This window comes from Massilia sp. 9096, assembly GCF_000745265.1.
Taxonomy (GTDB): Bacteria; Pseudomonadota; Gammaproteobacteria; order Burkholderiales; family Burkholderiaceae_D; genus Telluria.
In genome coordinates this window covers 3,873,353-3,899,075 of the sequence record NZ_JQNN01000001.1, presented here as the reverse complement: position 1 = coordinate 3,899,075, position 25,723 = coordinate 3,873,353, and the positions used below count along the sequence as shown (strand labels likewise).

Here is a 25,723-nt window from a genome sequence, read left to right as displayed (position 1 = left end):
GGGAGCTGCGGCCGACGATGGCCGGCGTGCTCGTCACCGGCCCGTACGTGGCGCTGCGCGGCATCCACCGCCTGCTTGCCACCACCTTTGCCGGCTAGGCCAGCATCCGGTTGGTGAAGCCGCCGATCGCCTGGCCGATGGTGCTGGGGGCGCTGACGTGCGGGCAGTGGCCGACGTTGTCGACGATTTCCAGGGTGGCGTTGGGCAGGTGGCGCAGCATGTAATCGCCGACTGCGCGCGGTGCGATCAAGTCGTCGCTCGATTGCAGGATCAGTGCCGGCACGGTCGACTTGGGCAGGTCGGCGCGGTGGTCGGCATAGAAGGTCGCGCGAGCGAACTGGCGCGCGATGGCCGGGTCGTTGTTGCGGAAGCTGCGCGCCAGTTCGCGGCCCAGCTCGGGGCGGTCGGGCGCGCCCATGATGGCCGGCGCCAGGTAATTGGCCCAGTCGACGAAGTTCGAGTCCATCAGCGACAGCAGCTCGTCGAGCTCGTCGCGCGTGAAGCCGCCGGTGTAGTCGCCGTCGTTGATGAAGGACGGCGAGGGGCCGACCATGACCTGGGCCGCGAATCTGCCGGGCGCGTCGATCGTCGCCAGCAGGCCGATCATGGCGCCGACCGAATGCCCGACCAGCACCACCGGGCCGTCCGCGTAGACGTCGGCGATCTCGATCAGGTCCTGGGCATAGCCGTGCAGGCTGGCGTATTTGCTGCGGTCGTAGGCGAGGCGGTCGGATTCGCCGCTGCCGACCAGGTCGTAGGTGATGATCCGGTAACGTGATGCGAAAACCTGTGCAAGCGAATGCCACATGGTCTGGTCGCAACCGAAGCCATGCGTGAAGATCACGGTGGCGGGACCGGCGCCGGCGCCGGCAATGTGGACGTTGTTGCGGATTTGAATGGACATCAACTCTCCGGCAGGATTCGCTGCCAATGTTACAGCAGATGCAATGATCGCCGTAACGCCCGATCCTTTCAAGGTTTTGTTGCCCGTAGCATACATGTTAACCGCATTTTTGTGGCGAATGTTCGGCCTGTCCGCCCTTTGACCCGGCGCTGTGCGTACGCGCACGGTCGACGGCGAGGCGGCTGCGATATACTGTTGTTTTATACAGTATGCGGTTGCTGACTGTTCGATGGAACTCAAAGACAAGCTCGAGATCCTGGCCGATGCCGCCAAGTACGACGCCTCCTGTGCCAGCAGCGGTGCGCCCAAGCGCGACTCGGTCGACAAGGACGGCCTGGGCGCGACCACCGGCATGGGCATCTGCCACAGCTACACGCCGGACGGCCGCTGCGTCTCGCTGCTCAAGATCCTGCTCACCAATTTCTGCGTGTACGACTGCCAGTACTGCGTCAACCGGCGTAGCTCGAACGTGCCGCGCGCGCGTTTTTCGGTCGACGAGGTGGTCAAGCTGACCCAGGATTTTTACCTGCGCAACTACATCGACGGCCTGTTCCTGAGCTCGGGCATCATCCAGTCGAGCGACTACACGATGGAGCAGCTGGTCGAGGTCGCGCGCCGCCTGCGCGAGGAGCACCAGTTCCGCGGCTACATCCACCTCAAGACGATTCCCGACGCCGATCCGCGCCTGATCGAGCTGGCCGGCAAATACGCCGACCGCCTGTCCGTGAACATCGAGCTGCCGACCCAGGACAGCGTGACGCGCCTGGCGCCGGAAAAGAACGTGCACACGATCAAGCTGGCGATGGGTTCGATCCGCACCAAGCTCGACGAAAAGGACGATCACCCGAAGGCGCCGGTGTTTGCGCCGGCCGGCCAGAGCACGCAGATGATCGTTGGCGCCGACGCCAGCGACGACCACACCATCCTGAGTACGTCCCAGACGCTGTACGGCAGCTACAAGCTCAAGCGCGTGTATTACTCGGCGTTCAGCCCGATCCCGCAGAGTCCGTCGAGCGTGCCCTCGGCGCCGCCGCCGCTGCTGCGCGAGCACCGCCTGTACCAGGCCGACTTCCTGATGCGCGGCTACGGCTTCACCGCCGGCGAAATCATGCCGGAAGCGGGCAACCTGGCGCTCGACATCGACCCCAAGCTGGCCTGGGCGCTGGCCAACCGCGCGCACTTCCCGCTCGACCTGAACCGCGCGGACGAAGCCATGATCGCGCGCGTGCCGGGCATCGGCCTGCGCTCGGCCAAGCGCCTGATCGACCTGCGCCGGCTGCGCCGCATCCGCTGGGAAGATCTGTCGCGCCTGCGCTGCAGCCTGAAAAAGCTGGCGCCCTTCGTCGTCACCGCCGACTACAAGCCGGCGCAAGGCATGGCCTCGTCCGAACACCTGCGCCGCAACATGGCCGACGCGCCGCAGCAGATGAACCTGTGGCCGGAACTGCAGGCGGCATGAGCGGCGGGTCGGCAGCGCAACGGGTACTTCAGGGCCAGGCGCTGCCGGTCGAGAACTTCGCGCAGTGGCGCGACGCCGCGCGCGACCTGCTGATGCACGGCGTCGCGCCCGAGCAGGTCACCTGGGGGGCGCCGCAGCGCGATGACCTGCTGGCCGGCGACCTGTTCTCGAGTGCGCCGCCGCCTGCCGCGCCCTCGCATAATGTGCCCACACCGCCGGCCTCGGCGCAAGACGCGCCGACCAGGCCCGCGCCGCACATCCCGCGTTCGTTCATGGAGATGCTGCAATCGGCCGCCTGCTGCCGCGTGCCCGACCGCTGGGCCTTCCTGTACCGCGTGATCTGGCGCTGGACCCAGGGCGAGCACGACGTGCAATCGCCGGCCGACGAAGACGGCGCGCGCCTGAACGGCATGGTCAAGGCGGTGCGTCGCGAGGAGCACGACATGCATGCCTACATCCGATTCCGCGAACGTCCCATCGAGGCCGGCGCGCCGCGCTTCGTCGCCTGGTACGAGCCGCGCCACGACGTGCTGCCGCAGGTCGCCGAACATTTCGCCAGGCGCATGGGCAAGGTCAGCTGGATGATCGCCACGCCCGAGGCCAGCGTGCTGTGGGACGGCCAGACGCTGCACGAGACCGGGCCGCTGGCGCACAATGCCCAGGAGCTGGAAGACGACGGCGAGGCGCTGTGGCTGACCTATTACCGCAGCATCTTCAACCCGGCGCGCCTGAACGCCGGCATCATGCACCAGCACATCACGTCCGATCGCTGGAAGCACCTGCCGGAAGCGAAGATCGTCCCGCACATGATCGGCGAAGCCTCGCGCGGCGCGCGCAAGGTCGGCCAGTACGAGGCGGTCGGCCAGCGCAAGGGCACGACGATCCCGATCGCGCCCGAGGACGCCCAGCCGGAGCGCCACCAGCACCCCTCCAAGCTGGACGAATGCCGGCGCTGCGAGCTGTACCAGTTCGCCACCCAGGCCGTGCCCGGCGAAGGCCCGAAGCACGCGCAGATCATGCTGGTCGGCGAGCAGCCGGGCGACCAGGAAGACCTGGCCGGCCACCCCTTCGTCGGACCGGCCGGTCAACTCCTCGACCAGGTCTGCGAGGCGGCGGGGCTGGATCGCAGCACGGTCTACGTGACCAACGCCGTCAAGCATTTCAAGTGGGAGCCGCGCGGCAAGCGCCGCCTGCACAAGACGCCGGGGCAGCGCGAGATCGAGGCCTGCCACTATTGGTACGAGAAGGAGCTGGCCAGCGTCAAGCCGACCGTCATCGTGGCGCTGGGCGCGACCGCGCTCAAGTCTGTACTGGGCACGGCCACCGTCACCCTCAGGGACTCGCTCGGCAAGCCGATGCGCCACGATGGCCGGTGGGTCGTCACCACTTACCACCCCTCGTACGTGCTGCGCGTGCCGGGCGAAGACGCCAAGCACGAAGCTTTCTCGATCATGGTGCAGGGCTTGAAGCTGGCGCGCGAGCTGCTCGACCGTCCACCCGAAGAATCGTCCGAGCCGGGCCTGCTCTAACAACCACGCGTGCGTATGCATGTCAGAGTAACAATGTGTTGCCGGCTTCCGCCGTTGTTTTCTGCTGGGTTAAGCTGTACCGACAGACAATAACAACCGAGGGATGGCCGATGGACCGACACACCGTATGCGCGTTGACCCTGAGTTTCCTGGCATTGCCGGCGCTGGCGCAGAGCGCGGCGCCGGCGAGCGCGCCCGCTGCGCCTGCCGTGGCGCCGCCTGGACAGGCTGCGCCTGACGCCGCCGTGACTGCCCCGGCGGCCGCCGCCGAGGAGGCGCCGCCCGTCACGGTCGTGGTCGAAGGCCGCCGGCCCGGCCCCGGTGTGTGGAAAGTCACGAAGGGCGATCACGTGCTGTATGTGTTCGGCACGTATTCGCCGCTGCCGCAAAAGATGGAGTGGGATTCGTCGCGCATCGAACGCCTGGTCGCGCATTCGCAGGAAGTGCTGATGCCGCCGTCCGCCAACGCTCACGTCGGCTTCTTTCGCGGCCTGACCCTGTTGCCGAACCTCATCGGCATCAAGAAGAATCCGGATGGCGCCACGCTGCACGACGTGCTGCCGGCTGACGTGTACGCTCGCTGGAGTACGCTCAAAGCCAAGTACATCGGCGAGGACGGCGGCATCGAACGCGAGCGGCCCATGTTCGCGAGCGAGGCGTTGATGCGTGCAGGCTGGAAGAAAAACGGCCTGGTCGGTGGCGGCATCGTGCTTGGCAAGATCGAGGAGATCGCCAAGAAGAACAAGGTCAAGTTGAGCCGGAGCGGCTATGAAATGGACCTCGAGGATCCGCGCAAGCTGATCAAGGATTTCAAGGCAGCGCAGGTCGACGACGTTGCCTGCTTCACCAAGACGCTCGACAGTCTGGATGCCGACATCGACACGATGCGCGCGCGCGCCAACGCCTGGGCCAACGGCAACATTGCCGAGATCCGTAAGGTCAACTACCGCGAACGCGAGGATGCGTGCGACAACGCCATCCTGAACAGTGCCGTCATCAAGAACAACGCCGACTTCCGGCAGACGCCCGAGCGCCTGCGCGAAGCCTGGCTCAAGACGGCCGAGAAATCGCTGGCCGACAATGCGTCGACCTTCGCGATCCTGCAGATACGCGACATCATCGACCCCAAAGGCTACCTGGCCGACCTGCAGGCCAAGGGCTATACGGTCGAGAGCCCGAAGTAAGCGGCGTCAGGCCGCGTCGTTCTGCACGCTGGCCGCATCCTCGCGCGACGCCGCCTGGGCCACGCGCGCGCCCGCAGGGACGTCGTGCGTCAGCCAGACGTTGCCGCCGATGACCGCGCCCTTGCCGACCGTGATCCGTCCGAGCAGGGTGGCGCCGGCGTAGATGACGACGTCGTCCTCGAGGATCGGGTGGCGCGGCAAGCCTTTCTGCAGCGTGCCGTCGGCATGCGTCGGGAAGCGCTTGGCGCCCAGCGTGACGGCCTGGTACAGGCGCACGCGCTGGCCGATCACGGCGGTTTCACCAATCACCACGCCGGTGCCGTGGTCGATGAAGAAGCCGGCGCCGATCCGGGCGCCCGGGTGGATGTCGATGCCGGTTTGCGCGTGCGCCAGTTCGGCCGTAATGCGCGCCAGCAGCGGCAGCCCGAGGCCGTACAGGCAGTGCGCCAGCCGGTGGTGGATCATGGCCAGGATGCCCGGATAGCACAGCAGCACTTCGTCGACGCTGCGCGCGGCCGGGTCGCCCTGGAAGGCGGCCAGCACGTCGCTGTCGAGCAGCACGCGGATGTCGGGCAGGGCGGCGGCAAAGGCGCGCGTGGCGGCCAGGGCCTGGCCGCCGATGTCGGTGCCGCTCAGCTGGCGCAGCGACGCGCTGTAGCCGAGCTCGATCTGCACCTGGCACAGCAGCGAATGCAGCGCCGAATCGAGCGCATGGGCGACATGGAAGTTTTCGCTTTCCGGACGCAGGCCGGGCGGACCCAGGCGCAGCGGGAACAGCACGCCCTTGAGCTGCTCGATGACGGCGGCCACCGCCTCGCGCGAGGGGAACTCGAAGCCGCGCGCTTCGCCGGCGGGCCGGTGCGCATGACGCCATTGCTGGCGCGCGTCGTGCAGGGATTGCACGATGGAGGGGATGTCGAAGTCTGCCATCGGTCGCTTTCAAAGTGAAACACCACTATACAGTCCGCGTACGGCGTACGCCAGACAGGCCGGTTTGCGCCAGCACAGCCATGCTGCATACGCGCCGTGCTTGTTTGTCAAACCCGCCGGAATCCGCGTAGAATGCAGGCAACGCGGGTGTAGCTCAATGGTAGAGCAGGAGCTTCCCAAGCTTAAGACGAGGGTTCGATTCCCTTCACCCGCTCCATGCTTCGCGTGTCCGCGCGACTGTTCCCCTCAGCATACTCGATCCCGCCCGCTCCGCCCGTGCGCGTCTGCCCAGGTAATTATGGCAAACTTGGCACGACTCTTTTCTCTTGGCGAGCATGCAACAAGACCCGTACCGGCCCACGCAGTCCGTCGATCCGATCGACCAGTCCGACACCGCGCTGATGTTCATGAGCGGCGGCGGCGAGATGGGCGCCCTGATGCGTGCGCACGACTGGTCGACCTCGCCGCTGGGCCATCCGCGCGCCTGGCCGCAGGCGCTGCGTACCGTGGTCGAGCTGATGCTCAACTCGAAATTCCCGATGTTCGTGGCCTGGGGCCCGGCGCTCGGCTTCCTGTACAACGATTCCTACCGCGACGTCCTCGGCGACAAGCATCCGCATGCCCTGGGCGCGCGCTTTTGCGACGTCTGGGCCGAGATCTGGCATGACCTCAGCCCGCTGGCCGAGCGCGCGCTGCGCGGCGAAGCCACCTACGCCGACCGCCTGCACCTCCTGATGAACCGCCACGGCTACGACGAGTCGACCTGGTTCACGTTCTCGTATTCGCCGGTGCGCGACGAAACCGGCGCCATCGCCGGTGTCTACTGCGCCTGCGTCGAGGTCACCGAACAGGTGCTGGCCGAGCGCTACCGCAACGAGGAGCTCGAGCGCTTCCGCGCCCTGTTCGAGCAGGCGCCGGGCATCATGGCGGTGCTGCGCGGGCCCGACCACGTGTTCGAGCTGACCAACCAGTCCTACCTGCAGCTGATCGGCGGCCGCCAGCTGGTCGGCAAGCGTGCGCGCGACGCGCTGCCGGAGGTGACCGGCCAGGGCTTTTTCGAACTGCTCGACCGCGTCTACCAAAGCGGCGAGCCGTTCGTCGGCCATGCGCTGCCGCTGCGCCTGCAGCGCGAGTCCGGCGGCCCGCTCGAGGAACGCTTCATCGACTTCGTCTACCAGCCGATCCGCGACGCGGGCGGCGCCGTCTCCGGCATCTTCGTCGAGGGCAGCGACGTCACCGCGCGCAAGCAGATCGAGGACGAGCTGCGCGCCGCCAACCGCCAGAAGGACCAGTTCCTGGCGATGCTGGCGCACGAGCTGCGCAACCCGCTGGCGCCGATCATGACCGCAGCCCAGCTCCTGCGCCTGGGCCGCCAGGATGCCAAGAGCGTGGCCAACGCCAGCGAGATCATCGTGCGCCAGGCGTCGCACATGACCGACCTGGTCAACGACCTGCTGGATGTCTCGCGCGTCACGCGCGGGCTGGTGGCGCTGGAAAAGGAAGAACTCGACCTGAACGTGATCGTCTCCGCCGCGGTCGAGCAGGTGCGCCCGCTGGTCGACGCGCGCCGTCATGCGCTGACGCTGCAGCTGTCCGGCCAGCCGGCCCACGTGATCGGCGACCGTACGCGCCTGATCCAGGTGATCTCGAACATCCTCAACAACGCCGCCAAGTACACCGCGCCGGGCGGCAGCATCCTGCTGGCAGTCACGGTCGACGAAACGCGCGTGTTCATCACCGTGCGCGACAACGGGGTCGGCATCGCGCCAGAGGTGCTCCCCTACATCTTCGACCTGTTCACCCAGGCCGAGCGCACCCCGGACCGCTCCCAGGGCGGGCTGGGGATCGGCCTGGCGCTGGTGAAAAGCCTGATCGCCCTGCACAGCGGCAGCGTGCACGCCGGGAGCGCCGGGCTGGGGCAGGGCAGCGAGTTTTCGCTGTGCCTGCCGCGCGTGGCGGCGCCCGCGCCTGATAACAGCCCCGGCGGACGGCGCGCCGCCGCCCAGGATGCCGGCCACCTGCGCGTGATGGTCGTGGACGACAACGTCGACGCCGCCCAGATGCTGGCCGCGCTGCTCGAGGTGCAGGGCCATGCGCTCAGCGTCGAGTACGACGGCCAGGGTGCGCTCGAGCGGGCGCGGCGCGAGCGGCCGGACGTGCTGCTGCTAGACATCGGCTTGCCCGACATGGACGGCTACGAGCTGGCGCGGCGCCTGCGCGCCCAGCCGGAAAACGCGCACGCGACGCTGGTCGCGTTGACCGGCTACGGCCAGCGCCAGGACCGCGAGGAAGCGCAGCAGGCCGGTTTCGACCACTACCTGGTCAAGCCCGCCGACCTGGGTGAGGTGAGCGAGGTGCTGGCGCGCGCCAAGGCGGCGCGCTGAGGCCGCCTCAGTGAGGCTTTCGCGATACGTTTTGCACGAATACGCATTCTTTGAAGAAAAATTTTTGTAACGATTGCCGCGCTTGATCTAACATTCAGGAAACACTTCCTGTTTTCCCAGCGCAATGAATGAGCTCACTCCAACCTGCGAACCGGCCGCACGGCACATCCTCGTGGTCGACGACAACGTCGATGCCGCCGAAACCGTGGCCCTGCTGCTGCAAGCGCTCGGCCACGACGTCGCGGTCGAGTACGACCCGCTCCAGGCGCTCGCGTGCGTGCGCGAACGGCGCTTCGACACCTTCATCCTCGACATCGGCCTGCCCGGCATGGACGGCCATGAACTGGCGCGCCAGCTGCATGCGCTGCCGGCCACGAACGGTGCGCTGTTCGTCGCCCTGACCGGCTACGGCCAGGAACAGGACCGCCAGGCGTCGCGCGCCGCGGGTTTCCATCACCACTTCGTCAAGCCGGCCGACGTCATGGCGCTGATGGACGTGCTGGCAGGGGGCGCGCCGGCCTAGTGTCATCGGGGTGTCATGCGGGTTGCTTACACTTGCCGCATGAACAAGCTCAGCGCCCATACCGCTCCGCGCACCCATCGATTCCTGGCGCTGCTGTGGCCCGCGCTGGCCCTGCTCGCCTGCGCCGTCCTGTGGAGCGGCGCCGTGCTGCGCTCGAACGCCGAACACCGCCGCGCCGCCGAACTGGCCGTCAAGGAAGCCGACGCCTACGCCGAAGCCTACGAGCAGTACGTCACGCGCTCGGTGGCGCAGGTCGACCAGATCACCATGCAGCTCAAGCACAGCTGGGAGCATGAGTATCAGCGCGCCGACCAGCGCACGCTGATCGAGGACATGCGGCGCGACGGCATGTTCACCGACAGCGCGATCCTGAACGTCAGCGTGATCGGCCGCGACGGCGCGGTGCGCTCGTCCAGCCGGCCGCACGGCGGCGCGCCCAACCTGGCCGGCACGCGCTTCTTCATCGAACACCGCGACAACATCTCGACCGCGTTGCGCATCGGCGCGGCGCCGCCCGAGCTTGGCGCGCGCGGCGCGATCCTGTTCACGCGCCGTCTCGACACGCGCGACGACGAATTCGACGGCGTGCTGGTGATGGCGGTCGACGCCGGCTATTTCACCTCTTTTGTGAGCGCCGCGACGCTGGGCGCGGACAGCCTGCTGGCGCTGGTCGGCACCGAGCACCCGCTGCGCGTCGAGCAGGATGCCGGCGGCGCCGTGCGCCTGGGCACGGCCGGCTCGCTGCTGCCGGCCAATGCCGAGCGCTGGCCGGTGCCGCGCGGGGTGCAGCTGGTCCAGGGCGATGCCGGTGCGGGTGCGCATGGCGGCGGTTTCGCCGACGGGCGTGCGCGCGTGCTCGGCTGGCGCCGCTCGAGCGTGTATCCGGTGGTGGCGCTGGTGGCGCTGTCGCAGACCGCCGCGCTGGCCGGCGCCGACGCCTACTGGATCGACGCCCGCAACCGCATGGTGCTGGCCACGCTCGGCCTGCTGGCGCTGGCCGGCGCGGCCAGCATGCTGTCCCTGCGCGCGGCGCGGCGCGCGCGCGAGCGCGACACCGTGCAGCGCGCCTACCGCACCGCCACCGAGAGCGCCAACGACGGCTTCTACATGGTCGCCCCGCTGCGCGACCGCAAGGGCGAGGTGGTCGACTTCCGCATCGTCGACTGCAACGAGCGCGGCGCCTTTTTCTATGGCCTGACGCGCGAGGCGCTGGTCGGCACGCTGGTCTCGCAGATCGGCGGCGTCGACGGCATGGCGCTGATCGACAACTACCGCCAGGCCATGGCGGTCGGCTTTCACCAGGAAGACCGGCGCATGCCCGAGGATAACCGCCTGAACATCCGCTGGGGCCACCGGCGCATCGTGCGCGTCGGCGGCGTGCTGGCCGTGACGCTGCAGGACATCAGCGAACGCAAGGCGCACGAAGCCGAGCTGGCGCGCCTGGCCAACGAAGACAGCCTGACCGGCCTGCCGAACCGCCACTGGTTCCTCAACTTCGTGCCGCAGGCGCTGGCGCAAGCACAGGGCCTGGGCCAGGGCGCGGCGCTGCTGTTCGTCGACCTCGACGAATTCAAGCAGGTCAACGACTCGCACGGCCATGCGATCGGCGACCGCCTGCTGCGCGCCGCCGCCGAGCGCCTGATGTCGCAGCTGCGCCCGGGCGACCGCGTGGCGCGCTTCGGCGGCGACGAATTCATCGTGCTGCTCTCGCCCTTCGACAGCGACCAGCAGGCGGCCAACGTCGCCGCGCGCATCATCGACGCCTTCGGCAAGCCGTTCGGCATCGGCGGCGAGCAGCACCGCATCGGCGCCTCGGTCGGCATCAGCGTGTATCCGCGCGACGGCCTCGATGCGGCGACCCTGATCCGCCACGGCGACATCGCCATGTATGCCGGCAAGAACGAGGGCAAGGGCCAGTACCGATTCTTCGATCCGGCCCAGTCGTCGACGCTCAGGACGCGCGCCCAGCTGCGCCAGCGCCTGCTGGTCGCCATCGAGCAGCGCCAGTTCCGCCTGCATTATCAGCCGCGCGTCGACACCCGCACGGGTGCGCTGCTCAGCATGGAGGCGCTGATCCGCTGGGAGCATCCGCAGCTCGGCATGATCCGCCCCGACGAATTCATCCCGCTGGCCGAGTCGAGCGGCCTGATCGTGCAGGTCGGGGCGATCGTGATCGACCAGGCCTGCGCCCAGCTGGCCGCCTGGCGCGCGCAAGGCCTGCCGCTGGTCCCGGTCTCGATCAACGTCTCGCCCAAGCAGTTTTCACGCGGCGGCGTGCAGCACGAGCTGGCCGACGGGTTGCGCCGTCATGGCGTCGACGCCGGCCTGCTCGAAGTCGAGATCACCGAATCGGCGATGATGGGCGACCAGGACGCGATCCTGGCCGAGCTGGCGGCGATCCGCGCGCTCGGGGTCAAGCTGCACGTCGACGATTTCGGCACCGGCTACTCGTCGCTGTCGCAGCTGCAGCGCATGAAGATGGACGTGCTGAAGGTCGACCGCTCGTTCACCGCCGAGCTGGGACGCTCGAAGGAGGGCACCGTGTTCTTCCAGGCGATCGTGTCGATGGCGCACGCGCTCGGGATGGAGGTGGTGGCCGAGGGTGTCGAGAACCACGAACAGCTGGCGCTGCTGCGCGCGCTCGGCTGCAACGAGGTGCAGGGCTACCTGATCGCGCGGCCGATGCCGGCGGAGGCGATGGCGCCGCTGCTGGTCAAGCGCTACCTGCTGGACCAGCCACTGGCGGCGTGAGGCTTCCACGACCTACTGCGCGTGGCATTGTCGGTCTGCGATGCTCGCTGTACGCTTGTACAGCTGCGCTTCTCAACCAACACTGCTGCAGCTCGCTACGGTTGTAGCAGCCTCCTTGATGACGTATCAGGCGGACAGCAGGCTGCCGCTGCGGTGGGCCTCGCTGCCCGCGATCTTACACACATGCATTCCGCGCAGCAGGTGGCGGTGCGCCGTGCTGGCGAACAGGACACCGGCGCGGCCGGCATGCAGCGTCGTGGTCCGGCCGCTGACCGGGTTGACGATGTCGGCCACGGCGTCGCCGGCGGCGACCTGCTCGCCCAGCGTCTTGAGGAACACCAGCACGCCCGAATGCGGCGCCTCCAGCGATTCCACGCCCGCCAGCGGGGTCGGTGCGCACAGCGGCGCGGGCAGCGGGTCGAGGCCGTCGAGCGCCAGCACGCCTTCGCGCGCAAGGTATTGCAGGATCGCGCGCGCGTCGCGGTCGGCCAGGTCGTAGCGCACGTCGTTCTCGCCGCGCAGCTCGACCGTCACGCCGACGCAGCCGAGCGGGATCGGCGTGGCGTCGCCGAAGTGCTCGGCCAGCTCCCACCACACGCGGCTGCAGGCCTCGTCGAAGGGTTCGCCGCCGGACTCGGTGGCCAGCAGCACCGCATGCGCGCCGAGCAGGTCGGCCAGCGGCTGCACGCGTTCGGCCAGCGGGGTGCCGGTGTACAGGTGCAGCACCGCTTCGTTATCGCAGTGCAGGTCGAGCATGATGTCGGCGTCGATGGCCATCGACAGCAGCCGCTTCTTGAGTTCCTGCGTCGCCGACTTCGGCTGCCACTCGGCCACCGCGCGCCGCGCGTGCGCGCGCACGAGGGCCGCGTTGGCGTGGGCGTCGGGCCCGAGCTCGCCGGCCAGCGAGGTCTTGAGCGACTCGGCGACGTGCTTGTAGTTGCGGTTGAAGTTGACGCCGCTGGCCAGGTCGAAGCGGCCGAAGGGGGCGCCGTGGATGACCTGGGACAGCCCGATCGGATTGGCGGCGGGGACCAGGATGATTTCGCCCTTGACGCGGCCCGCGGCGTCCAGCTTTTCCAGTTCGCGCTTGAGCGCGTGCGCGACCAGCATCGCCGGCACCTCGTCGGCGTGCAGCGAGGCCTGCAGGTAGACCTTCTTGGCCTTTGTAGCGGCGTCGCCGGCGCTGCCGTCGACCGGCGTCCCGAAGTGGAACGAGGTGAGCTGGAAGCTGGCGACGTTGTCTTCGGTCGCGATCGGGTGATTCTGGCGTTGCATGGACGATTCTCCAGTCTGCGAAGCGTCCATTATGTCCGAGAACCGCGGCTGCGCACGCTCAGCTCGGCGTAACCGGGTTCAGGATCGGCCGCATGCGGCCGCTTCAGAACTTGCGGCGGAAGGCGATCAGGCCCAGTACGCCCAGGCCGATCAGCGCCAGCGAGGCCGGCTCCGGCATGTCGTCGCCGGCCGTATCGATCATGGCGACATACACTTGCTCGTGCCCGATCCGGGCGGCCGCCTGGACCGGGTCTGCACAGGCGGGCAGCGCGCATGCGGCGAGGACTGCTGCCGGCACCCATCTACGGATATTCAACATCGTTCACTCCTTAGGACTTTGCAAATTACTTAACGCAACCTTTTACATGAGCAATTTTCATGCCTTAAGGAAATTACTTTATGGAACAGGCATCTGTTGGCGCGCCAGGCTGGCGATGTAAGAATTTTCGACAGCCAAGCTAGGCTATAATGTCGACCCTTTTCTCTTCCTCCAGATCGATCATGTCTTCCGATACGCCTACCAATAGCCAGGGCCGGCCGATGCTCTACGACCCGACCGAGCACCGTATCCGCAGTTTCGTCACGCGGGCCGGCCGCCTGTCGACCGGGCAGGCGCGTGCGCTGGAAGAGTTCGGGCCGCGGTTCCTGGTCGAGTACCGCAAAGAGCCGTTCGACTTCCACGCGCCGTTCGGGCGCCAGGCCCCGCTGGTGCTGGAGATCGGCTTCGGCATGGGCGACACCACCGCCCACATCGCCGAAGCCATGCCGGATGTCGACTTCGTCGGCGTCGAGGTGCACACGCCGGGCGTGGGCAGCCTGCTCAAGCAGATCGGCGAGCAGGGCATCGCGAACCTGCGCCTGATCCAGCACGATGCCGTGGAAGTGCTGAACAACATGATCGCCGACGGCACCCTGGCCGGCGTGCACATCTTCTTCCCCGACCCGTGGCACAAGGCGCGCCACAACAAGCGCCGCCTGATCCAGCCGGCGTTCGTGCAGCTGCTGTGCCAGAAGCTGCAGCCGGGCGGCTATATCCACTGCGCGACCGACTGGGAAGACTACGCGGTCCAGATGCTGGACGTGCTCGGCGCCGAGCCGGCCCTGCAGAACACGGCTGAAGCCTATGCGGAGAAGCCGTCGTACCGCCCGCTGACCAAGTTCGAGAACCGCGGCCTGAAGCTCGGCCACGGTGTCTGGGACCTGGTTTTCAAGAAAAAGTAAGCCACGCGCGCATCGACGCGCATGCATGCAGGTGGTTGTGAAAGGCGGCAGCGGGAAGCTAGCAGCGGGCAGAACGTTCGCCCGCCTGTTACGCGAGCGAGTTACAGCATTTCGCTGATCAGGCCGACGATCTCGTCGCCGTAGGAAGCCAGCTTTTTCTCGCCCACGCCCGACACGCCGCGCAATTGGTCGAGCGAAGTCGGCTTGTTCTTGGCGATCTCGCGCAAGGTCGCATCCTGGAACACCACGTACGCGGGCACGCCGTGGGTGCGCGCGGTCTCGACGCGCCACCAGCGCAGCTTTTCGAAAATCGCCTGCTCGGACTTGGACAGTTCCAGCTGTTCGTAGCTGCCGCGCGGGGTCGAGGTGCGCTTCGGCTTGACCGGCTTCTGGTACTGGCGCAGCGAGACCTTCTGCTCGCCCTTGAGCACGGCGCGCGCCGCTTCCGTCAGCTTGAGTGAGCTGTAGGCGTCGTGGTCGACCGTGACCAGGCCGAGCGCGATCACCTGGCGCACGATGGCGCGCCATTCCTGCTCGCTGCGCTCGGACCCCACGCCGTACACCGACAATTTGTCGTGGTGCCACTGGGTGATGCGCTCCGATTCCACCCCGCGCAGCACGTCGATGATGTGGCCGGCCGCGAAGCGCTGGTCGCAGCGATAGATGGCCGACAGCAGCTTTTGCACCGGCACGGTGGCGTCGAACGAGACCGGCGGGATCAGGCAGGTATCGCAGTTGCCGCAGGGGCCGGAGCGCTCGCCGAAGTATTCGAGCAGGCGCATCCGGCGGCACGACAGCGTTTCGCACAGGCCGAGCATGGCGTCGAGCTTGGACGACAGCACGCGCTTGAAATTCTCGTCGGCTTCCGATTCGTCGATCATCCGGCGCTGCAGCACCACGTCCTGCAGCCCGTAGGCCATCCAGGCGTTCGAGGGCAGGCCGTCGCGGCCGGCGCGGCCGGTTTCCTGGTAGTAGCCTTCAAGCGACTTCGGCAGGTCGAGGTGGCACACGAAGCGCACGTCCGGCTTGTCGATGCCCATGCCGAAGGCGATGGTCGCGACCATCACGATGTTGTCTTCGCGCAGGAAGCGCGACTGGTTGGAGGCGCGCAGCTCGTGGTCCATGCCGGCGTGGTAGGCCAGGGCGCGGATGCCGTGCTCGTTCAGGAAGGCCGCGGTCTCCTCGACCTTTTTGCGCGACAGGCAGTACACGATGCCGGAATCGCCCGCGTGTTCGGTGCCGATGAAATCGATCAGCTGCTTGCGGCCGGTGGTCTTCTCGACGATCGAATAACGGATGTTCGGGCGGTCGAACGACGAGACGAACTGGCGCGCGTCTTCCAGCTGCAGGCGCTGGGCGATCTCGGCGCGCGTCAGCTGGTCGGCGGTAGCGGTCAGCGCGATGCGCGGCACGTGCGGGAAGCGCTCGTGCAGGATCGACAGGCGGATGTATTCGGGGCGGAAGTCGTGGCCCCATTGCGAGACGCAGTGCGCCTCGTCGATCGCGAACAGCGCGATGTTGGCGGCCTCGAACAGTTCCAGGCAGCGCGGCGTCATCAGGCGCTCCGGCGCGACGTAGACCAGGTCGATCTCGCCGGTGCGCACCAGGCGCTCGATGCGCAGGGTTTCGTCGAAGCTTTGCGTGGAGTTCAGGAAGGCGGCGCGCACGCCGACCTCGGCCAGCGCGTCGACCTGGTCCTGCATCAGCGCGATCAGCGGCGACACCACCACGCCGACGCCGTCGCGCAGCAGCGCCGGGATCTGGTAGCACAGCGACTTGCCGCCGCCGGTCGGCATCAGCACCAGCGCGTCGCCGCCGCTGGCGACCTGCTCGACGATCTCGGCCTGCTGCCCGCGGAAGGCGGGGTAGCCGAATACCGTCTGCAGCACGTGCAGGGCACGGTCCTGGAGCTCGCTCGTCATGATGTTGCCGCTTATCTGGCTGTCCAAGCGTTCGATGATGATTCCCTTCAGTCGGCCCAGACCACCAGGCCGGCGTAGGCGGTGCCCAGCACGACCAGGCCGAACAGGATGCGGTACCAGGCGAAGCCGGTGAAGTCGTGGCTGCTGATGAAGCGCAGCAGCCAGCGCACGCACAGGAAGGCCGAGACGAAGGCGGCAACCGAGCCGATGCCGAACAGCGGCAGGTCGGCCGCCGACAGCAGCGCACGTTCCTTGTACAGCGAGTAAACGGTCGCGCCGATCAGGGTCGGGATCGCCAGGAAGAAGGAGAATTCGGTGGCCGCCTGGCGCGACATCCCGAACAGCATCGCGCCCATGATGGTCGCGCCGGAACGGCTGGTGCCCGGGATCAGCGCAAACGCCTGGGCGCAGCCGATTTTCAGGGCATCGGCGACGGTCATGTCGTCCACGCTCTGGATGCGCGCGGTGGCGTTGCTGTGCTTGTGGGTGCGCTCGACCCACAGGATCACCAGTGCGCCGACGATGAAGGCCAGCGCCACCGGCAGCGGCGCGAACAGGTGCGCCTTGATCGCCTTGTTGAACAGCACGCCCAGCACCGCGGCCGGCAGGAAGGCCACGATCACGTTGATCGCGAATTTCTGCTGGCGCGGATCGTTCAAACCGGTCAGCACCGCAACGATGCGTGCGCGGAATTCCCACATTACCGCCAGGATCGCGCCGGCCTGGATCACGATCTCGAACACCTTGGCCTTGTCTTCGGTAAACGCGCCGCCCGTGAATTTCAGCAGGCTGCCGGCCAGGATCAAGTGACCCGTGGACGAGATCGGCAGGAATTCGGTAAAGCCTTCGACGAGGCCCATGATCAGCGCTTTCAGGGCGAGAATGATGTCCATTGTTTTGGTCGGATCGTGATTGGTAGGGTTGGGGAAGCCGATGCGGGAGGGAAAGAACGCCGCGCGACAAGTGACCCTCGCCGCCGGCAGGGCGCAAGCTTACCATGAGCCAGGGGGCTGCCGTCGAGTACCCTCAATAGATAGTGGCTTTTTTACGATCGGCAAGAGTCAGGGCAAGCGTCAGGCGGTCAAGCGCTCCAGTTCGCTGAGAAAAAACATCGCATGCGCGCGCGACTCGCCGCACATGTCGCTGGCGGGCTGCAGGCCGCCGCACACCGCCGGGCGCTCCGGACGGCCGAAGATCTTGCAGCCGTCGCGCTCGTCGAGCTGCACGCAGCGTACGCCTGCAGGCTTGCCGTTGGGCATGCCAGGAATCGGCGAGCTGATGGACGGGGCAATGCAGCAGGCGCCACAGCCGGGCCGGCACTGGATGGGTTGTTGGGGAACGGTCATGGACCAACTAGTATACTATCGGCCGGTACCCGATGGGCCGTCCTTGACTGCCCTTATATGCAGGTCTATATTCGCTGACTCAACAGTCAGTTGACGGACAGAAGCATGCCATGCCCCTTAGACACCAAGCCGCGCTGGGAACGACGTAAGGACGCGCGTCCCCAGGAGTTGCTGTCGGCGGCGCTCGACCTGTTCGTCGAGCGTGGCTATGCCGCCACACGCCTGGAAGACGTGGCGCGCCGCGCCGGCGTTTCCAAGGGCACGCTCTACTTGTATTACGAAAACAAGGAAGAGCTGTTCAAGGCGGTTGTGCGCAACAACATCGTGCCGGTGATCGGCGACGCCGAAGCCTCGGTGGCCGAGTTCGACGGCCACAGCGCCGACCTGCTGCGCCACCTGATCCACTCGTGGTGGCAGCGCCTGGGCGCCACCAAGGCCTCCGGCATCATCAAGCTGGTCATGGCCGAGGCCGACAATTTCCCCGAGCTGGCCTGTTTCTACCAGGAAGAAGTCATCGCCCGTGGCACGCGCACCATGGCCGGCATGCTCGAGCGCGGCATCGCGCGCGGCGAATTCCGCCCGGTCGACGTCAACATGACGACGCAAGTGCTGGTCGCACCGATGCTGATGCTGATCACCTGGAAGCATTCGGTCGGCCCGTGCCCGCGCGCCGAGCTCGAGCCGATGGCCTTCCTCGACACCTTCCTCGACATGGCGCTGAACGGTTTGCTGCCGTCGGCGCCTGCACAATCCGCGGCAACCTGACACGCGCGTGATCCTTTCTCCACGTCAACACGTCATTTTCGGGGGTTCATCCCCTTTAAACTGCAGACTGTCGCAATTTCCCGTGGTCTCACGTCACGTCTCGTTAAGATGTGTTCCCGAGGCCGTTCAACGATAAAATATCGGATTATTTATTTTCCACCGAGTATTAACATGAATATCGAACAAGCCCGCTTCAACATGATCGAACAGCAGATTCGCCCATGGAATGTGCTCGACCAGGATATCCTCGACCTGCTGTTCGTGGTCAAGCGCGAACAGTTCGTGCCGGCCGCCTACCAGAACCTGGCGTTCGCCGACATCGAAATCCCGCTGCCAGGCGGCCAGGCCATGTTCGCGCCGAAGTTCGAAGCGCGCATCCTGCAGGAACTGGGCCTGAAGAAACATGAGACCGTGCTGGAAATCGGCACCGGTTCGGGCTACATGGCCGCCCTGCTGGCGCACCGCGGCGCCAAGGTGACGAGCGTGGAAATCAACGAAGAGAACAAGACCTTCGCGCAGAAGAACCTGACCCGCGCCGGCATCGGCAACGTCACGGTTGAGCTGGGCAACGGCGCCGAAGGCTGGGCCAAGGGCGCGCCGTTCGACGTAATCGTGATCTCGGGCGCGCTGGAAGTGCTGCCGGACGAAATCCTCAAGCAGGTCAAGGTCCGCGGCCGCATCGCCGCCATCGTCGGCCAGCCGCCGGTGATGGAAGCCTGCATCATCACCCGCACCGGCGAGAACAGCTACAACACGGTCAAGGTGTTCGAGACCAACATGCAGTACCTGGTCGGCGCCCCGGTGCCGTCGCACTTCACGTTCTGAGGCGCAGCCACCATGCAGCACATCACCGCCCCTGAACTGGCTGCCCGCCTGGCCGACGAGTCGCGCGAACAGCCGCTGTTACTGGACGTGCGCGAAAACTGGGAATACGAGACCTGCCATATCGCAGGCTCGACCCAGATTCCCATGAACCTGATCCCGATCCGCGTCACTGAAATCGACGACGATCGGGAAATCGTCTGCGTCTGCCATCACGGTGCGCGCAGCATGCAAGTCGCCGCCTTCCTGGAGCGTAACGGATTTTCCAACATCACCAATTTAACGGGCGGAATACACGCCTGGGCCGTGCAGGTCGATCCTTCGATGCCGAAGTACTGAGCCCGAAGCCTCGCGCCTGCGTCCTTAACTAGAAGAACACTCCGATGGAGAGAGTAATGCAGAAGCCCCTCATCGCCGTACTGTTGGCCAGCACCTTTTCGCTGCAGGCCCATGCGGCCGATCTGATCCAGGTGTACCAGCAGGCATTGGCGAACGACGCCACCTACGCCAGCGCGCGCGCGTCCTTGACGGCGGGCCAGGAAAGTATCGCCCAGGGCCGGGCGGGGCTGCTGCCGACCATCGGTGTCACCGGGGCCTACCAGCGCAGCAACAGCTCGCAGGCATCCTGGAATTCCGGTTCGATCATCGATCCGAACAATCCGTCCCAGACCATTCCGAGCTACGGCGGTACCGCCAACAGCCACCAATACACGGTCTCGCTGCAGCAGCCGCTGTTCCGCTGGGACCGCTGGGAAACCTACCAGCAGAGCAAGCTGCAGCAATCGATCGCCGAAGCCCAGTTCGCCCAGGCGCAGCAAGACCTGATCACGCGCGTGGCCCAGGCCTATTTCGACGTGCTGGCCGCCCAGGACACGCTGGACTCGACCCGCGCCCAGAAGGAAGCGACGACCGAGCAGCTGGCCTCGGCCAAGCGCAACTTCGAGGTCGGCACCCAGACCATCACCGACACCCATGAAGCTCAGGCCGCCTATGACCTGGTGGTGTCGCAGGAAATTGCCGCCGTCAACGACCTGGAAAACAAGAAGACGGCGCTGCAAGCGATCATCGGCGCGCCGCCGGCGGCCCTCGCCACGCTGCGCCAGGGCGTGACGCTGGCCGCGCCGCAGCCGGGCAACGTCGACCAGTGGGTATCGGCCGCCGAGAACCAGAATTACGCCGTGAGCGTGGCCGAGCTGAGCCTGGAATCGGCCAAGCGCGACATCTCGAAGAACCGCGCCGGCCACTATCCGACCCTGGACCTGGTCGCGTCCTCGACGCACAGCCGCACCGACGGCCAGACCTATGTCTCGGGGGCCAGCTCGAACAAGGGCATCGGCATCCAGGCCAGCATCCCGATCTTCAGCGGCTTTGCCGTGACCAGCCGCGTGCGCCAGTCGATCGCGCTGGAAGACAAGGCGCGCAACGACCTCGAAGCCAACCGCCGCAACGCCGCCCTGAACGCGCGCCAGTCCTTCCTCGGCGTGAATTCGGGCCTGGCCCAGGTCAAGGCGCTGGAAGCGGCCGAGGTGTCGAGCAATTCGGCGCTGCAATCGAACAGGCTGGGCTACCAAGTCGGCGTGCGCATCAACATCGACGTGCTCAATGCCCAGCGCCAGCTGTATCAAACGCGCACCGACCTGGCCAGGGCGCGCTACAACACGATCCTGGCTGGCCTCAAGCTGAAGGCCGCGGCGGGTTCGCTGCGCGAAGAAGACCTGCAGCCGATCAATGCGTTGCTGCAGCAGCGGTAAGTCATCCGGGCTTGCAAACGACGGCGCTGCGGCGCCGTTTTTTTTGGCTGTGTTCGCGTTAAGTCGACGTTTGCACCTGCCTCGACTGAGCTTGACGTACCGCAGCACACAGCCATTGCGCAGGTGTCTTCAACTCATGTGCATCGAGTAACCGCTGCCAGCCGGAATAGTTCGCCAGGTAGCGACTGGCGACACCCTTGAAGCGCATTAGCCAGCTTTTGAAACGGCTGTGCCAGCCATTGACGTTCTGGAGATGGATCGCGCCGCGTGCACGCCGGCCCGCACGCAGGTTGACGGGCGCGTGCGTGATCCCGGTCTCGGCGGCGAAGCAGGCATACGCCGCTGCGCTGTCGCTGATCAAGAGCACGTCGGGAGAAAGCACGGGTGTCAGGCGCGAGCGCAATTGTGCTGCCGTCACGGGACCGCGGCCGGTATGAAAATCCAGCGTCAGGCCGTTGCGATCGCGCACCACCAGCAGGCAGTCGTGCTCGCGGTTGATGCCGCGCCGGCTGGCCAGGCCGCCGCGTCGCCTGGGCGGACGCGTCAACTGGCGCGCGCCCTTTTGCGATTCGAGGCGATAGGTCTCGTCGGCTTCGACGATCGCCGACAACGTCGACGGCCGATGGTGCGCGGCCCCCGGTCCGAACCGGTGGCGCCAGCGAAAACTCGTGGTTCGGTGCACGCCGGTGTCGCGCGCGGCCTGGCGTACGGTACGCGACTCGAGCATGCACTGAAGATAAGGCAGCCAGCGTTCGCGCTTGCGCAGCCGCGCCAGCGGCGTGCCGGTCAGGGCATTGAAAGAGCGGTCACAGCCGAGGCAGCGAAACCGTTGCAAGCCGCTGGCGCGGCCGCAGCGGTGCAGCCGCACACCGCTGCAATGCGGACAGGGCCGGCCTGCCGCGGCCGCTTCGACCAGTGCCAGGCACTCGGACGGGTCGCGGATGCCGGCAATCCAGGCGCGCAATTGCGCCAGCTCGCTGCTGGACAATGTTGCGCCAGAAAGCAGGGTGAAAAATTCGCTGAAGGTGGGCCGTTGCATCGTCACTCCCGATGGGCTAACTCGACAATGCGTAAGACTTCGGCAACGCCGTTTGGTTCACTTAACTAACGCGAACACAGCCTTTTTTTTCGTCTGCAGCTAAAAATTTCCGCTCTACATTGCTCCGTAGATAGCAGCTTGAGCAGTGCCAAGCAAACTCTACTTTATGCGAACCGGCTGCGACTACGCTCCTACACTCAGGCGTGAACCCTTTGTTTTTAAAGCGAGGTCGCCATGTTCACGTCTTACACGCAATCCACTGTTGCCGCGCCGCGCATCGCTGCGCTGACCCTGACCGTCCTGCTGGCCGCCTGTGGTGGCGGCGGTGGGGACGACGCCCATCCAACGCCTGCCTTGCCGGTATCGGATGGCTACCGCGGCCCGACCTATGACGTCATCCCGCTCGGGATCCCCGACGTCTACGGCGACATCACGCGCAAGGGCATCGCCAATGGCGGCATCGTCGCCGGCACCTCGTTTGGCGGCGCCGACGGCAACCCACGCGCCTTCCTGTACAACGGCAGCACTTCGGTCGACCTGGGCACGCTCGGAGGCGCATACGCGCGCGCCCTGGCGGTCAACTACTGCGGCCACGTCACCGGCTGGTCGGGCAGGGCGGACGGCACGGCGCATGCTTTTTTCTACGATGGCGCCATGCATGACCTGGGGACGCTGGGCGGAGGCTATTCCTTCGGCAACGCGATCAATTCCTGCGGCAAGATCGCCGGCTGGGCCACGACCCCGGCCGGCCAGACGCACGCCTTCTATTACGACGGCAAGACGATGCGCGACCTCGGCAGCTTCGGCGGCGATTCCTTCGCGCTGGACAGCAACACGGCCGGGCTGGTGGTGGGGTATTCCTATGGCCCGGCCAACGGCTGGTATCACGCCTTCGTCTACGACAGCGGCACTGGCGGTCCGCTGCAGGACCTGGGCTCACGCAGCGCCAATTCGCTGGCGCAAGACGTCAACGACGCCGGCCAGGTCGTCGGCTAACACCCGGACCGGCGACGGCCCGCTGAGTGCTTTTTATTACGAGAAGGGGGTGCTGCGCATCATCGGCACGCTGGGCGGCGATTCGGCCGAGGCGGTCGCGCTCAACGCGGCCGGCATCGCGATCGGCCATTCGAACGTGGCGGACGGCAGCCAGCGCGGCTTCGTCTACGACGGCAAGACGATGACCAGCATCGGCGCCCTGGCCGGCAGCAATTTTTCGGATGCGGTGGCGATCAACGCGAGCGGCCTGGTGGTCGGCTCGTCGATTGGCGCGGGCAGCGAGCACGCGATTTCGTGGACCGCGAAGGAGGGCATCGTCGACCTGAACACGCGCCTGCACGACGCGCCGGCCGACCTGGTGGTGGTGCAGGCACTGGCGGTGGCGGACGACGGCAACATCGCCGTCCGCACCAACCATGGACTGGCGCTGCTGAAGTTACGTCACTGAGTTACGTCACTGAGCTACGCCACTGAGCCGAGGCTCAGGCAGCCTTCTGCTCATGGCGGGTGCGCCACTCGATCATCTCGGCGATGGTCAGGATCGTGAACCCGCGCGCGCGCGCGAAGGCTTCGATGGCTTCGCCGCGCATCATGGTGCCGTCTTCGTTCATCAGTTCGCACAGCACGGCTGCCGGCGCCAGCCCGGCCATGATCGCCATATCGACCGAACCCTCGGTGTGGCCGGCTCTGGCCAGCACGCCGGCCGGGTTGGCGCGCAGCGGGAACACGTGGCCCGGACGCACCAGGTCGTGCGGCTTGGCGTCGGCGGCGATCGCGGTGCGGATGGTGGTGACGCGGTCCTGGGCCGAGACGCCGGTGGTGACGCCTTCGCGCGCCTCGATCGAGACGGTGAACGGCGTGCCGTAGCGGCTGCCGTTCTCCGGCGCCATCGGCGGCAGTTCGAGCGCGCGCACTTTCTCGTCGGACAGGCACAGGCAGACGATGCCGCTGCACTCGCGAATCATCAGGGCCATGCTCTCGACGGTGAGTTTTTCGGCGGCGACGATCAGGTCGGCTTCGTTCTCGCGATCGAAATCGTCGAGCAGGATGACTGGCGTACCGTTGCGCGTGGCTTCGATGGCGGCGGCCATGCGGCCTTCCAGGTCGTCGCTGAGAATGGTAAAGGATGGGGTGGTCATTGAGACGCTCCTCGCAGTTGGTGTCATGCACGCGAGGCGTGCAAGGTTAAGCGAAAAACGCATCAGGGCAAAGCGAAACGCCGCGCCACCCATGCCAAACGGCATGCGGCAGCGCGTGATAACGCACATCTTCTTTCATCCGGACTATACCGTCGGCCCTGGCATCTCACCAGGTCTGCTGACCCTGCGATCGTGACCGCAGGCGCTCGCGGGCTCGGCCGTGCATCACGCATGGCCATACCGCCGGTGGGGAATCGCACCCCGCCCCGAAGACGTATTGGTTGGCCGCCGGCTGCAGGACAGCAAGCGGGCCGGGGCATTGTAGCAGCGTCCGTCCGAGCCTGCTGGCGCCGGCCGGTTTGCCGCTGGGCCCGTTAGGTTGACCGGCTTAGTTGCTCAGGCCGCCGCCGCCCTCGTTGTCGGCGCGCTCGATCAGCTCGACCTTGTAGCCATCCGGGTCGGTGATGAAGGCGATCACGGTGCTGCCGCCCTTGACCGGACCCGGTTCGCGCGTGATGTTGCCGCCGGCGGCGCGCACCTGCTCGCAGGTCTTGTAGATGTCTTCGGCCGAGATCGCGATGTGGCCGTAGGCGGTGCCCATCTCGTACTTGTCGGTACCCCAGTTGTAGGTCAGCTCGAGTTCGGCGTGATCCGGATTGTTGCCGTAGCCGACGAAGGCCAGGGTGTACTTGTATTCCGGGTTTTCGCTGGTGCGCAGCAGTTTCATGCCAAGCACCTTGGTGTAGAAGTCGATGGAGCGTTGCAGGTCGCCGACGCGTAACATGGTGTGCAGGAGGCGCATTGTGGTCCTTGGAGAAGTGGCAGGAAAACAGGAATTGTATGCGCTCGCCATGAACTTTGCTGACGCGTGCCCGGCCTTTGCGCGCGCGTACGCGTGTGCATACGCGCGCGCGCGGGCCAGGAGAACCTTGCAAGGTCAGGCCTGCAGTTTCGCGTCCAGCGTGATGTTGGCGTTGAACAGCTTGGACACCGGGCAGCCTTCCTTGGCCTTGTGCGCCGCTTCCTGGAATGCCTCTTCGCTGGCGCCCGGGATGGTGGCGACCAGGTCCAGGTGGACGGCGTTGATGGCGAAGCCGCCCTCGACCTTGTCGAGCGAGACCGTGGCCGTGGTCTCGAGCTTTTCGGCGGTCATGCCGGCTTCGCCCAGCTGGGCCGACAGCGCCATCGTGAAGCAGCCGGCGTGCGCCGCGCCCAGCAATTCCTCGGGGTTGGTGCCGGGGCCGTCTTCGAAACGGGTGTTGAAGCCGTATTGCGACTGGTTCAGGACGCCGCTCTGGGTCGAGACCGTACCTTTGCCATCTTTCAGACCGCCGCTCCAGACGGCGCTGCCCTTACGTTTGATCATCGGATTCTCCTGTTAGCGGTTTTCGGTGGTGTCGGTGTTGACGGAATCGTGGTCGCGCATGTCGCGGTTGCGGCCGGGCTGCGGATTGGCCTGGCCGGTGGCATCCGGGCGCGGCGTGATCACCTGCTCCAGGCCGGGGGTGCCGCGGCCTTCGTAGTTTTCGGTGTCGACCAGGCCCTGCTCCAGGTCTTCCGCAGCCTGGGCCATGATCCCGCGCGGCTTGATGCTCTGCCCGTCGGGCGACTCGTCGCGCTCGTGCGGCTCGCGTTTATAGCTTTGTTCCTCGATCTTGCGGTCGGTATTTACGACGCGATCTTTTTCCTCATCCATGACGGCCTCCTTGTATGCAATTGCTTGAATCCTAAACGGTCGCTTCGAAGGCGGTCGCGCAATTGGATGATGATTTTTTGCAATTAA

25 protein-coding genes, 1 tRNA gene and 1 riboswitch are annotated in these 25,723 nt (G+C 66.4%); of the genes, 14 read left to right on the top strand and 12 right to left on the bottom strand.

The window, feature by feature from the left end; translation table 11 throughout:
* Positions 1–94: 94 nt before the first annotated feature.
* Entirely contained in the window at positions 95–904 is an 810-nt protein-coding gene (locus tag FA90_RS16835; RefSeq protein WP_036170568.1) for an alpha/beta fold hydrolase, read from the bottom strand.
* A 229-nt stretch (positions 905–1,133) separates the two neighbouring features.
* On the opposite strand from FA90_RS16835, the gene FA90_RS16830 reads away from it, so the two are divergent.
* The 3 genes from FA90_RS16830 to FA90_RS16820 all read left to right on the top strand — a co-directional run bounded on the left by FA90_RS16830 (position 1,134) and on the right by FA90_RS16820 (position 5,076).
* Positions 1,134–2,363, top strand: a complete 1,230-nt coding sequence (locus FA90_RS16830; protein ID WP_036170566.1) for a putative DNA modification/repair radical SAM protein — start codon at positions 1,134–1,136, stop codon at positions 2,361–2,363.
* On the top strand, positions 2,360–3,892 hold the full coding sequence (locus FA90_RS16825) for a UdgX family uracil-DNA binding protein (RefSeq protein ID WP_036170564.1): 1,533 nt from the start codon (positions 2,360–2,362) through the stop codon (positions 3,890–3,892). Before FA90_RS16830 ends, FA90_RS16825 begins: the two co-directional genes overlap by 4 nt.
* A gap of 110 nt (positions 3,893–4,002) precedes the next feature.
* Positions 4,003–5,076, top strand: coding sequence for a TraB/GumN family protein (locus FA90_RS16820; RefSeq protein ID WP_036170562.1), 1,074 nt, complete (start codon positions 4,003–4,005; stop codon positions 5,074–5,076).
* 6 nt (positions 5,077–5,082) lie between these two features.
* On the opposite strand, the gene epsC is transcribed toward FA90_RS16820, so the two are convergent.
* Positions 5,083–6,006, bottom strand: coding sequence for a serine O-acetyltransferase EpsC (gene epsC / locus FA90_RS16815; RefSeq protein WP_036170561.1), 924 nt, complete (start codon positions 6,004–6,006; stop codon positions 5,083–5,085).
* Between the two features lie 143 nt (positions 6,007–6,149).
* Between epsC and FA90_RS16810 the strand changes: the two genes are divergently transcribed.
* The 4 genes from FA90_RS16810 to FA90_RS16795 all read left to right on the top strand — a co-directional run bounded on the left by FA90_RS16810 (position 6,150) and on the right by FA90_RS16795 (position 11,664).
* Positions 6,150–6,223 (top strand) — tRNA-Gly (locus FA90_RS16810).
* Positions 6,224–6,341: 118 nt separating this feature from the next.
* Positions 6,342–8,390 (top strand): ATP-binding protein, encoded by a 2,049-nt coding sequence (locus FA90_RS16805; protein ID WP_051971876.1) that lies wholly within the window; start codon positions 6,342–6,344, stop codon positions 8,388–8,390.
* 124 nt (positions 8,391–8,514) lie between these two features.
* The gene (locus FA90_RS16800; RefSeq protein WP_036170560.1) at positions 8,515–8,913 is read left to right on the top strand and encodes a response regulator; all 399 of its coding nucleotides are present in this window, start codon (positions 8,515–8,517) and stop codon (positions 8,911–8,913) included.
* 39 nt (positions 8,914–8,952) lie between these two features.
* On the top strand, positions 8,953–11,664 hold the full coding sequence (locus tag FA90_RS16795) for an EAL domain-containing protein (RefSeq protein ID WP_036170559.1): 2,712 nt from the start codon (positions 8,953–8,955) through the stop codon (positions 11,662–11,664).
* A 126-nt stretch (positions 11,665–11,790) separates the two neighbouring features.
* Here the strand turns inward: FA90_RS16795 and FA90_RS16790 are convergent, their stop codons facing one another.
* A complete protein-coding gene (locus FA90_RS16790) occupies positions 11,791–12,939 on the bottom strand; it encodes a succinylglutamate desuccinylase/aspartoacylase family protein (protein WP_036170558.1) in 1,149 nt (382 codons plus the stop codon).
* 103 nt (positions 12,940–13,042) lie between these two features.
* A complete protein-coding gene (locus tag FA90_RS25825; RefSeq protein ID WP_081933902.1) occupies positions 13,043–13,258 on the bottom strand; it encodes a PEP-CTERM sorting domain-containing protein in 216 nt (71 codons plus the stop codon).
* A 221-nt stretch (positions 13,259–13,479) separates the two neighbouring features.
* Between FA90_RS25825 and trmB the strand changes: the two genes are divergently transcribed.
* Positions 13,480–14,160 carry a tRNA (guanosine(46)-N7)-methyltransferase TrmB gene (gene trmB, locus FA90_RS16785; RefSeq protein WP_036170557.1) on the top strand — a complete coding sequence of 227 codons (681 nt, stop codon included), beginning with the start codon at positions 13,480–13,482 and terminating at the stop codon, positions 14,158–14,160.
* 101 nt (positions 14,161–14,261) lie between these two features.
* On the opposite strand, the gene recQ is transcribed toward trmB, so the two are convergent.
* The 3 genes from recQ to FA90_RS16770 form a co-directional block, all read right to left on the bottom strand.
* Complete coding sequence (gene recQ / locus FA90_RS16780) at positions 14,262–16,082, bottom strand: DNA helicase RecQ (protein WP_036176108.1); 1,821 nt, start codon at positions 16,080–16,082, stop codon at positions 14,262–14,264.
* A 47-nt stretch (positions 16,083–16,129) separates the two neighbouring features.
* A complete protein-coding gene (locus FA90_RS16775) occupies positions 16,130–16,975 on the bottom strand; it encodes an undecaprenyl-diphosphate phosphatase (protein WP_036170556.1) in 846 nt (281 codons plus the stop codon).
* Positions 16,976–17,155: 180 nt separating this feature from the next.
* Positions 17,156–17,428, bottom strand: coding sequence for a YkgJ family cysteine cluster protein (locus tag FA90_RS16770; protein WP_081933901.1), 273 nt, complete (start codon positions 17,426–17,428; stop codon positions 17,156–17,158).
* A 105-nt stretch (positions 17,429–17,533) separates the two neighbouring features.
* Here FA90_RS16770 and FA90_RS16765 point away from each other — a divergent pair, with 105 nt between their 5' ends.
* From FA90_RS16765 to FA90_RS16750, 4 genes are all read left to right on the top strand, one after another.
* Positions 17,534–18,193 (top strand): TetR/AcrR family transcriptional regulator, encoded by a 660-nt coding sequence (locus tag FA90_RS16765; RefSeq protein ID WP_036170554.1) that lies wholly within the window; start codon positions 17,534–17,536, stop codon positions 18,191–18,193.
* Between the two features lie 171 nt (positions 18,194–18,364).
* The gene (locus FA90_RS16760) at positions 18,365–19,018 is read left to right on the top strand and encodes a protein-L-isoaspartate O-methyltransferase (protein WP_036170552.1); all 654 of its coding nucleotides are present in this window, start codon (positions 18,365–18,367) and stop codon (positions 19,016–19,018) included.
* Between the two features lie 12 nt (positions 19,019–19,030).
* Positions 19,031–19,354, top strand: coding sequence for a rhodanese-like domain-containing protein (locus FA90_RS16755; RefSeq protein ID WP_036170550.1), 324 nt, complete (start codon positions 19,031–19,033; stop codon positions 19,352–19,354).
* A 56-nt stretch (positions 19,355–19,410) separates the two neighbouring features.
* Positions 19,411–20,766: a TolC family outer membrane protein gene (locus tag FA90_RS16750; RefSeq protein ID WP_036170548.1), complete on the top strand. Its 1,356-nt coding sequence runs from the start codon at positions 19,411–19,413 to the stop codon at positions 20,764–20,766.
* A 58-nt stretch (positions 20,767–20,824) separates the two neighbouring features.
* Here the strand turns inward: FA90_RS16750 and FA90_RS16745 are convergent, their stop codons facing one another.
* Entirely contained in the window at positions 20,825–21,805 is a 981-nt protein-coding gene (locus FA90_RS16745; RefSeq protein WP_081933900.1) for an IS1595 family transposase, read from the bottom strand.
* Positions 21,806–22,039: 234 nt separating this feature from the next.
* Between FA90_RS16745 and FA90_RS25140 the strand changes: the two genes are divergently transcribed.
* Positions 22,040–22,801 carry a hypothetical protein gene (locus tag FA90_RS25140; protein WP_051971875.1) on the top strand — a complete coding sequence of 254 codons (762 nt, stop codon included), beginning with the start codon at positions 22,040–22,042 and terminating at the stop codon, positions 22,799–22,801.
* Positions 22,802–22,850: 49 nt separating this feature from the next.
* Positions 22,851–23,249, top strand: coding sequence for a hypothetical protein (locus FA90_RS16735; protein WP_036170546.1), 399 nt, complete (start codon positions 22,851–22,853; stop codon positions 23,247–23,249).
* Between the two features lie 34 nt (positions 23,250–23,283).
* Here FA90_RS16735 and ribB read toward each other — a convergent pair whose 3' ends face one another.
* From ribB to FA90_RS16715, 4 genes are all read right to left on the bottom strand, one after another.
* Positions 23,284–23,940, bottom strand: a complete 657-nt coding sequence (gene ribB / locus FA90_RS16730; RefSeq protein ID WP_036170545.1) for a 3,4-dihydroxy-2-butanone-4-phosphate synthase — start codon at positions 23,938–23,940, stop codon at positions 23,284–23,286.
* Positions 23,941–24,063: 123 nt separating this feature from the next.
* Positions 24,064–24,218, bottom strand: a riboswitch (FMN riboswitch).
* A gap of 110 nt (positions 24,219–24,328) precedes the next feature.
* The gene (gloA, locus tag FA90_RS16725) at positions 24,329–24,742 is read right to left on the bottom strand and encodes a lactoylglutathione lyase (RefSeq protein WP_036170544.1); all 414 of its coding nucleotides are present in this window, start codon (positions 24,740–24,742) and stop codon (positions 24,329–24,331) included.
* A 135-nt stretch (positions 24,743–24,877) separates the two neighbouring features.
* Positions 24,878–25,306, bottom strand: a complete 429-nt coding sequence (locus FA90_RS16720; protein ID WP_197065321.1) for an OsmC family protein — start codon at positions 25,304–25,306, stop codon at positions 24,878–24,880.
* A gap of 12 nt (positions 25,307–25,318) precedes the next feature.
* Complete coding sequence (locus FA90_RS16715) at positions 25,319–25,636, bottom strand: hypothetical protein (protein WP_036170542.1); 318 nt, start codon at positions 25,634–25,636, stop codon at positions 25,319–25,321.
* Between the last annotated feature and the right edge of the window lie 87 nt (positions 25,637–25,723).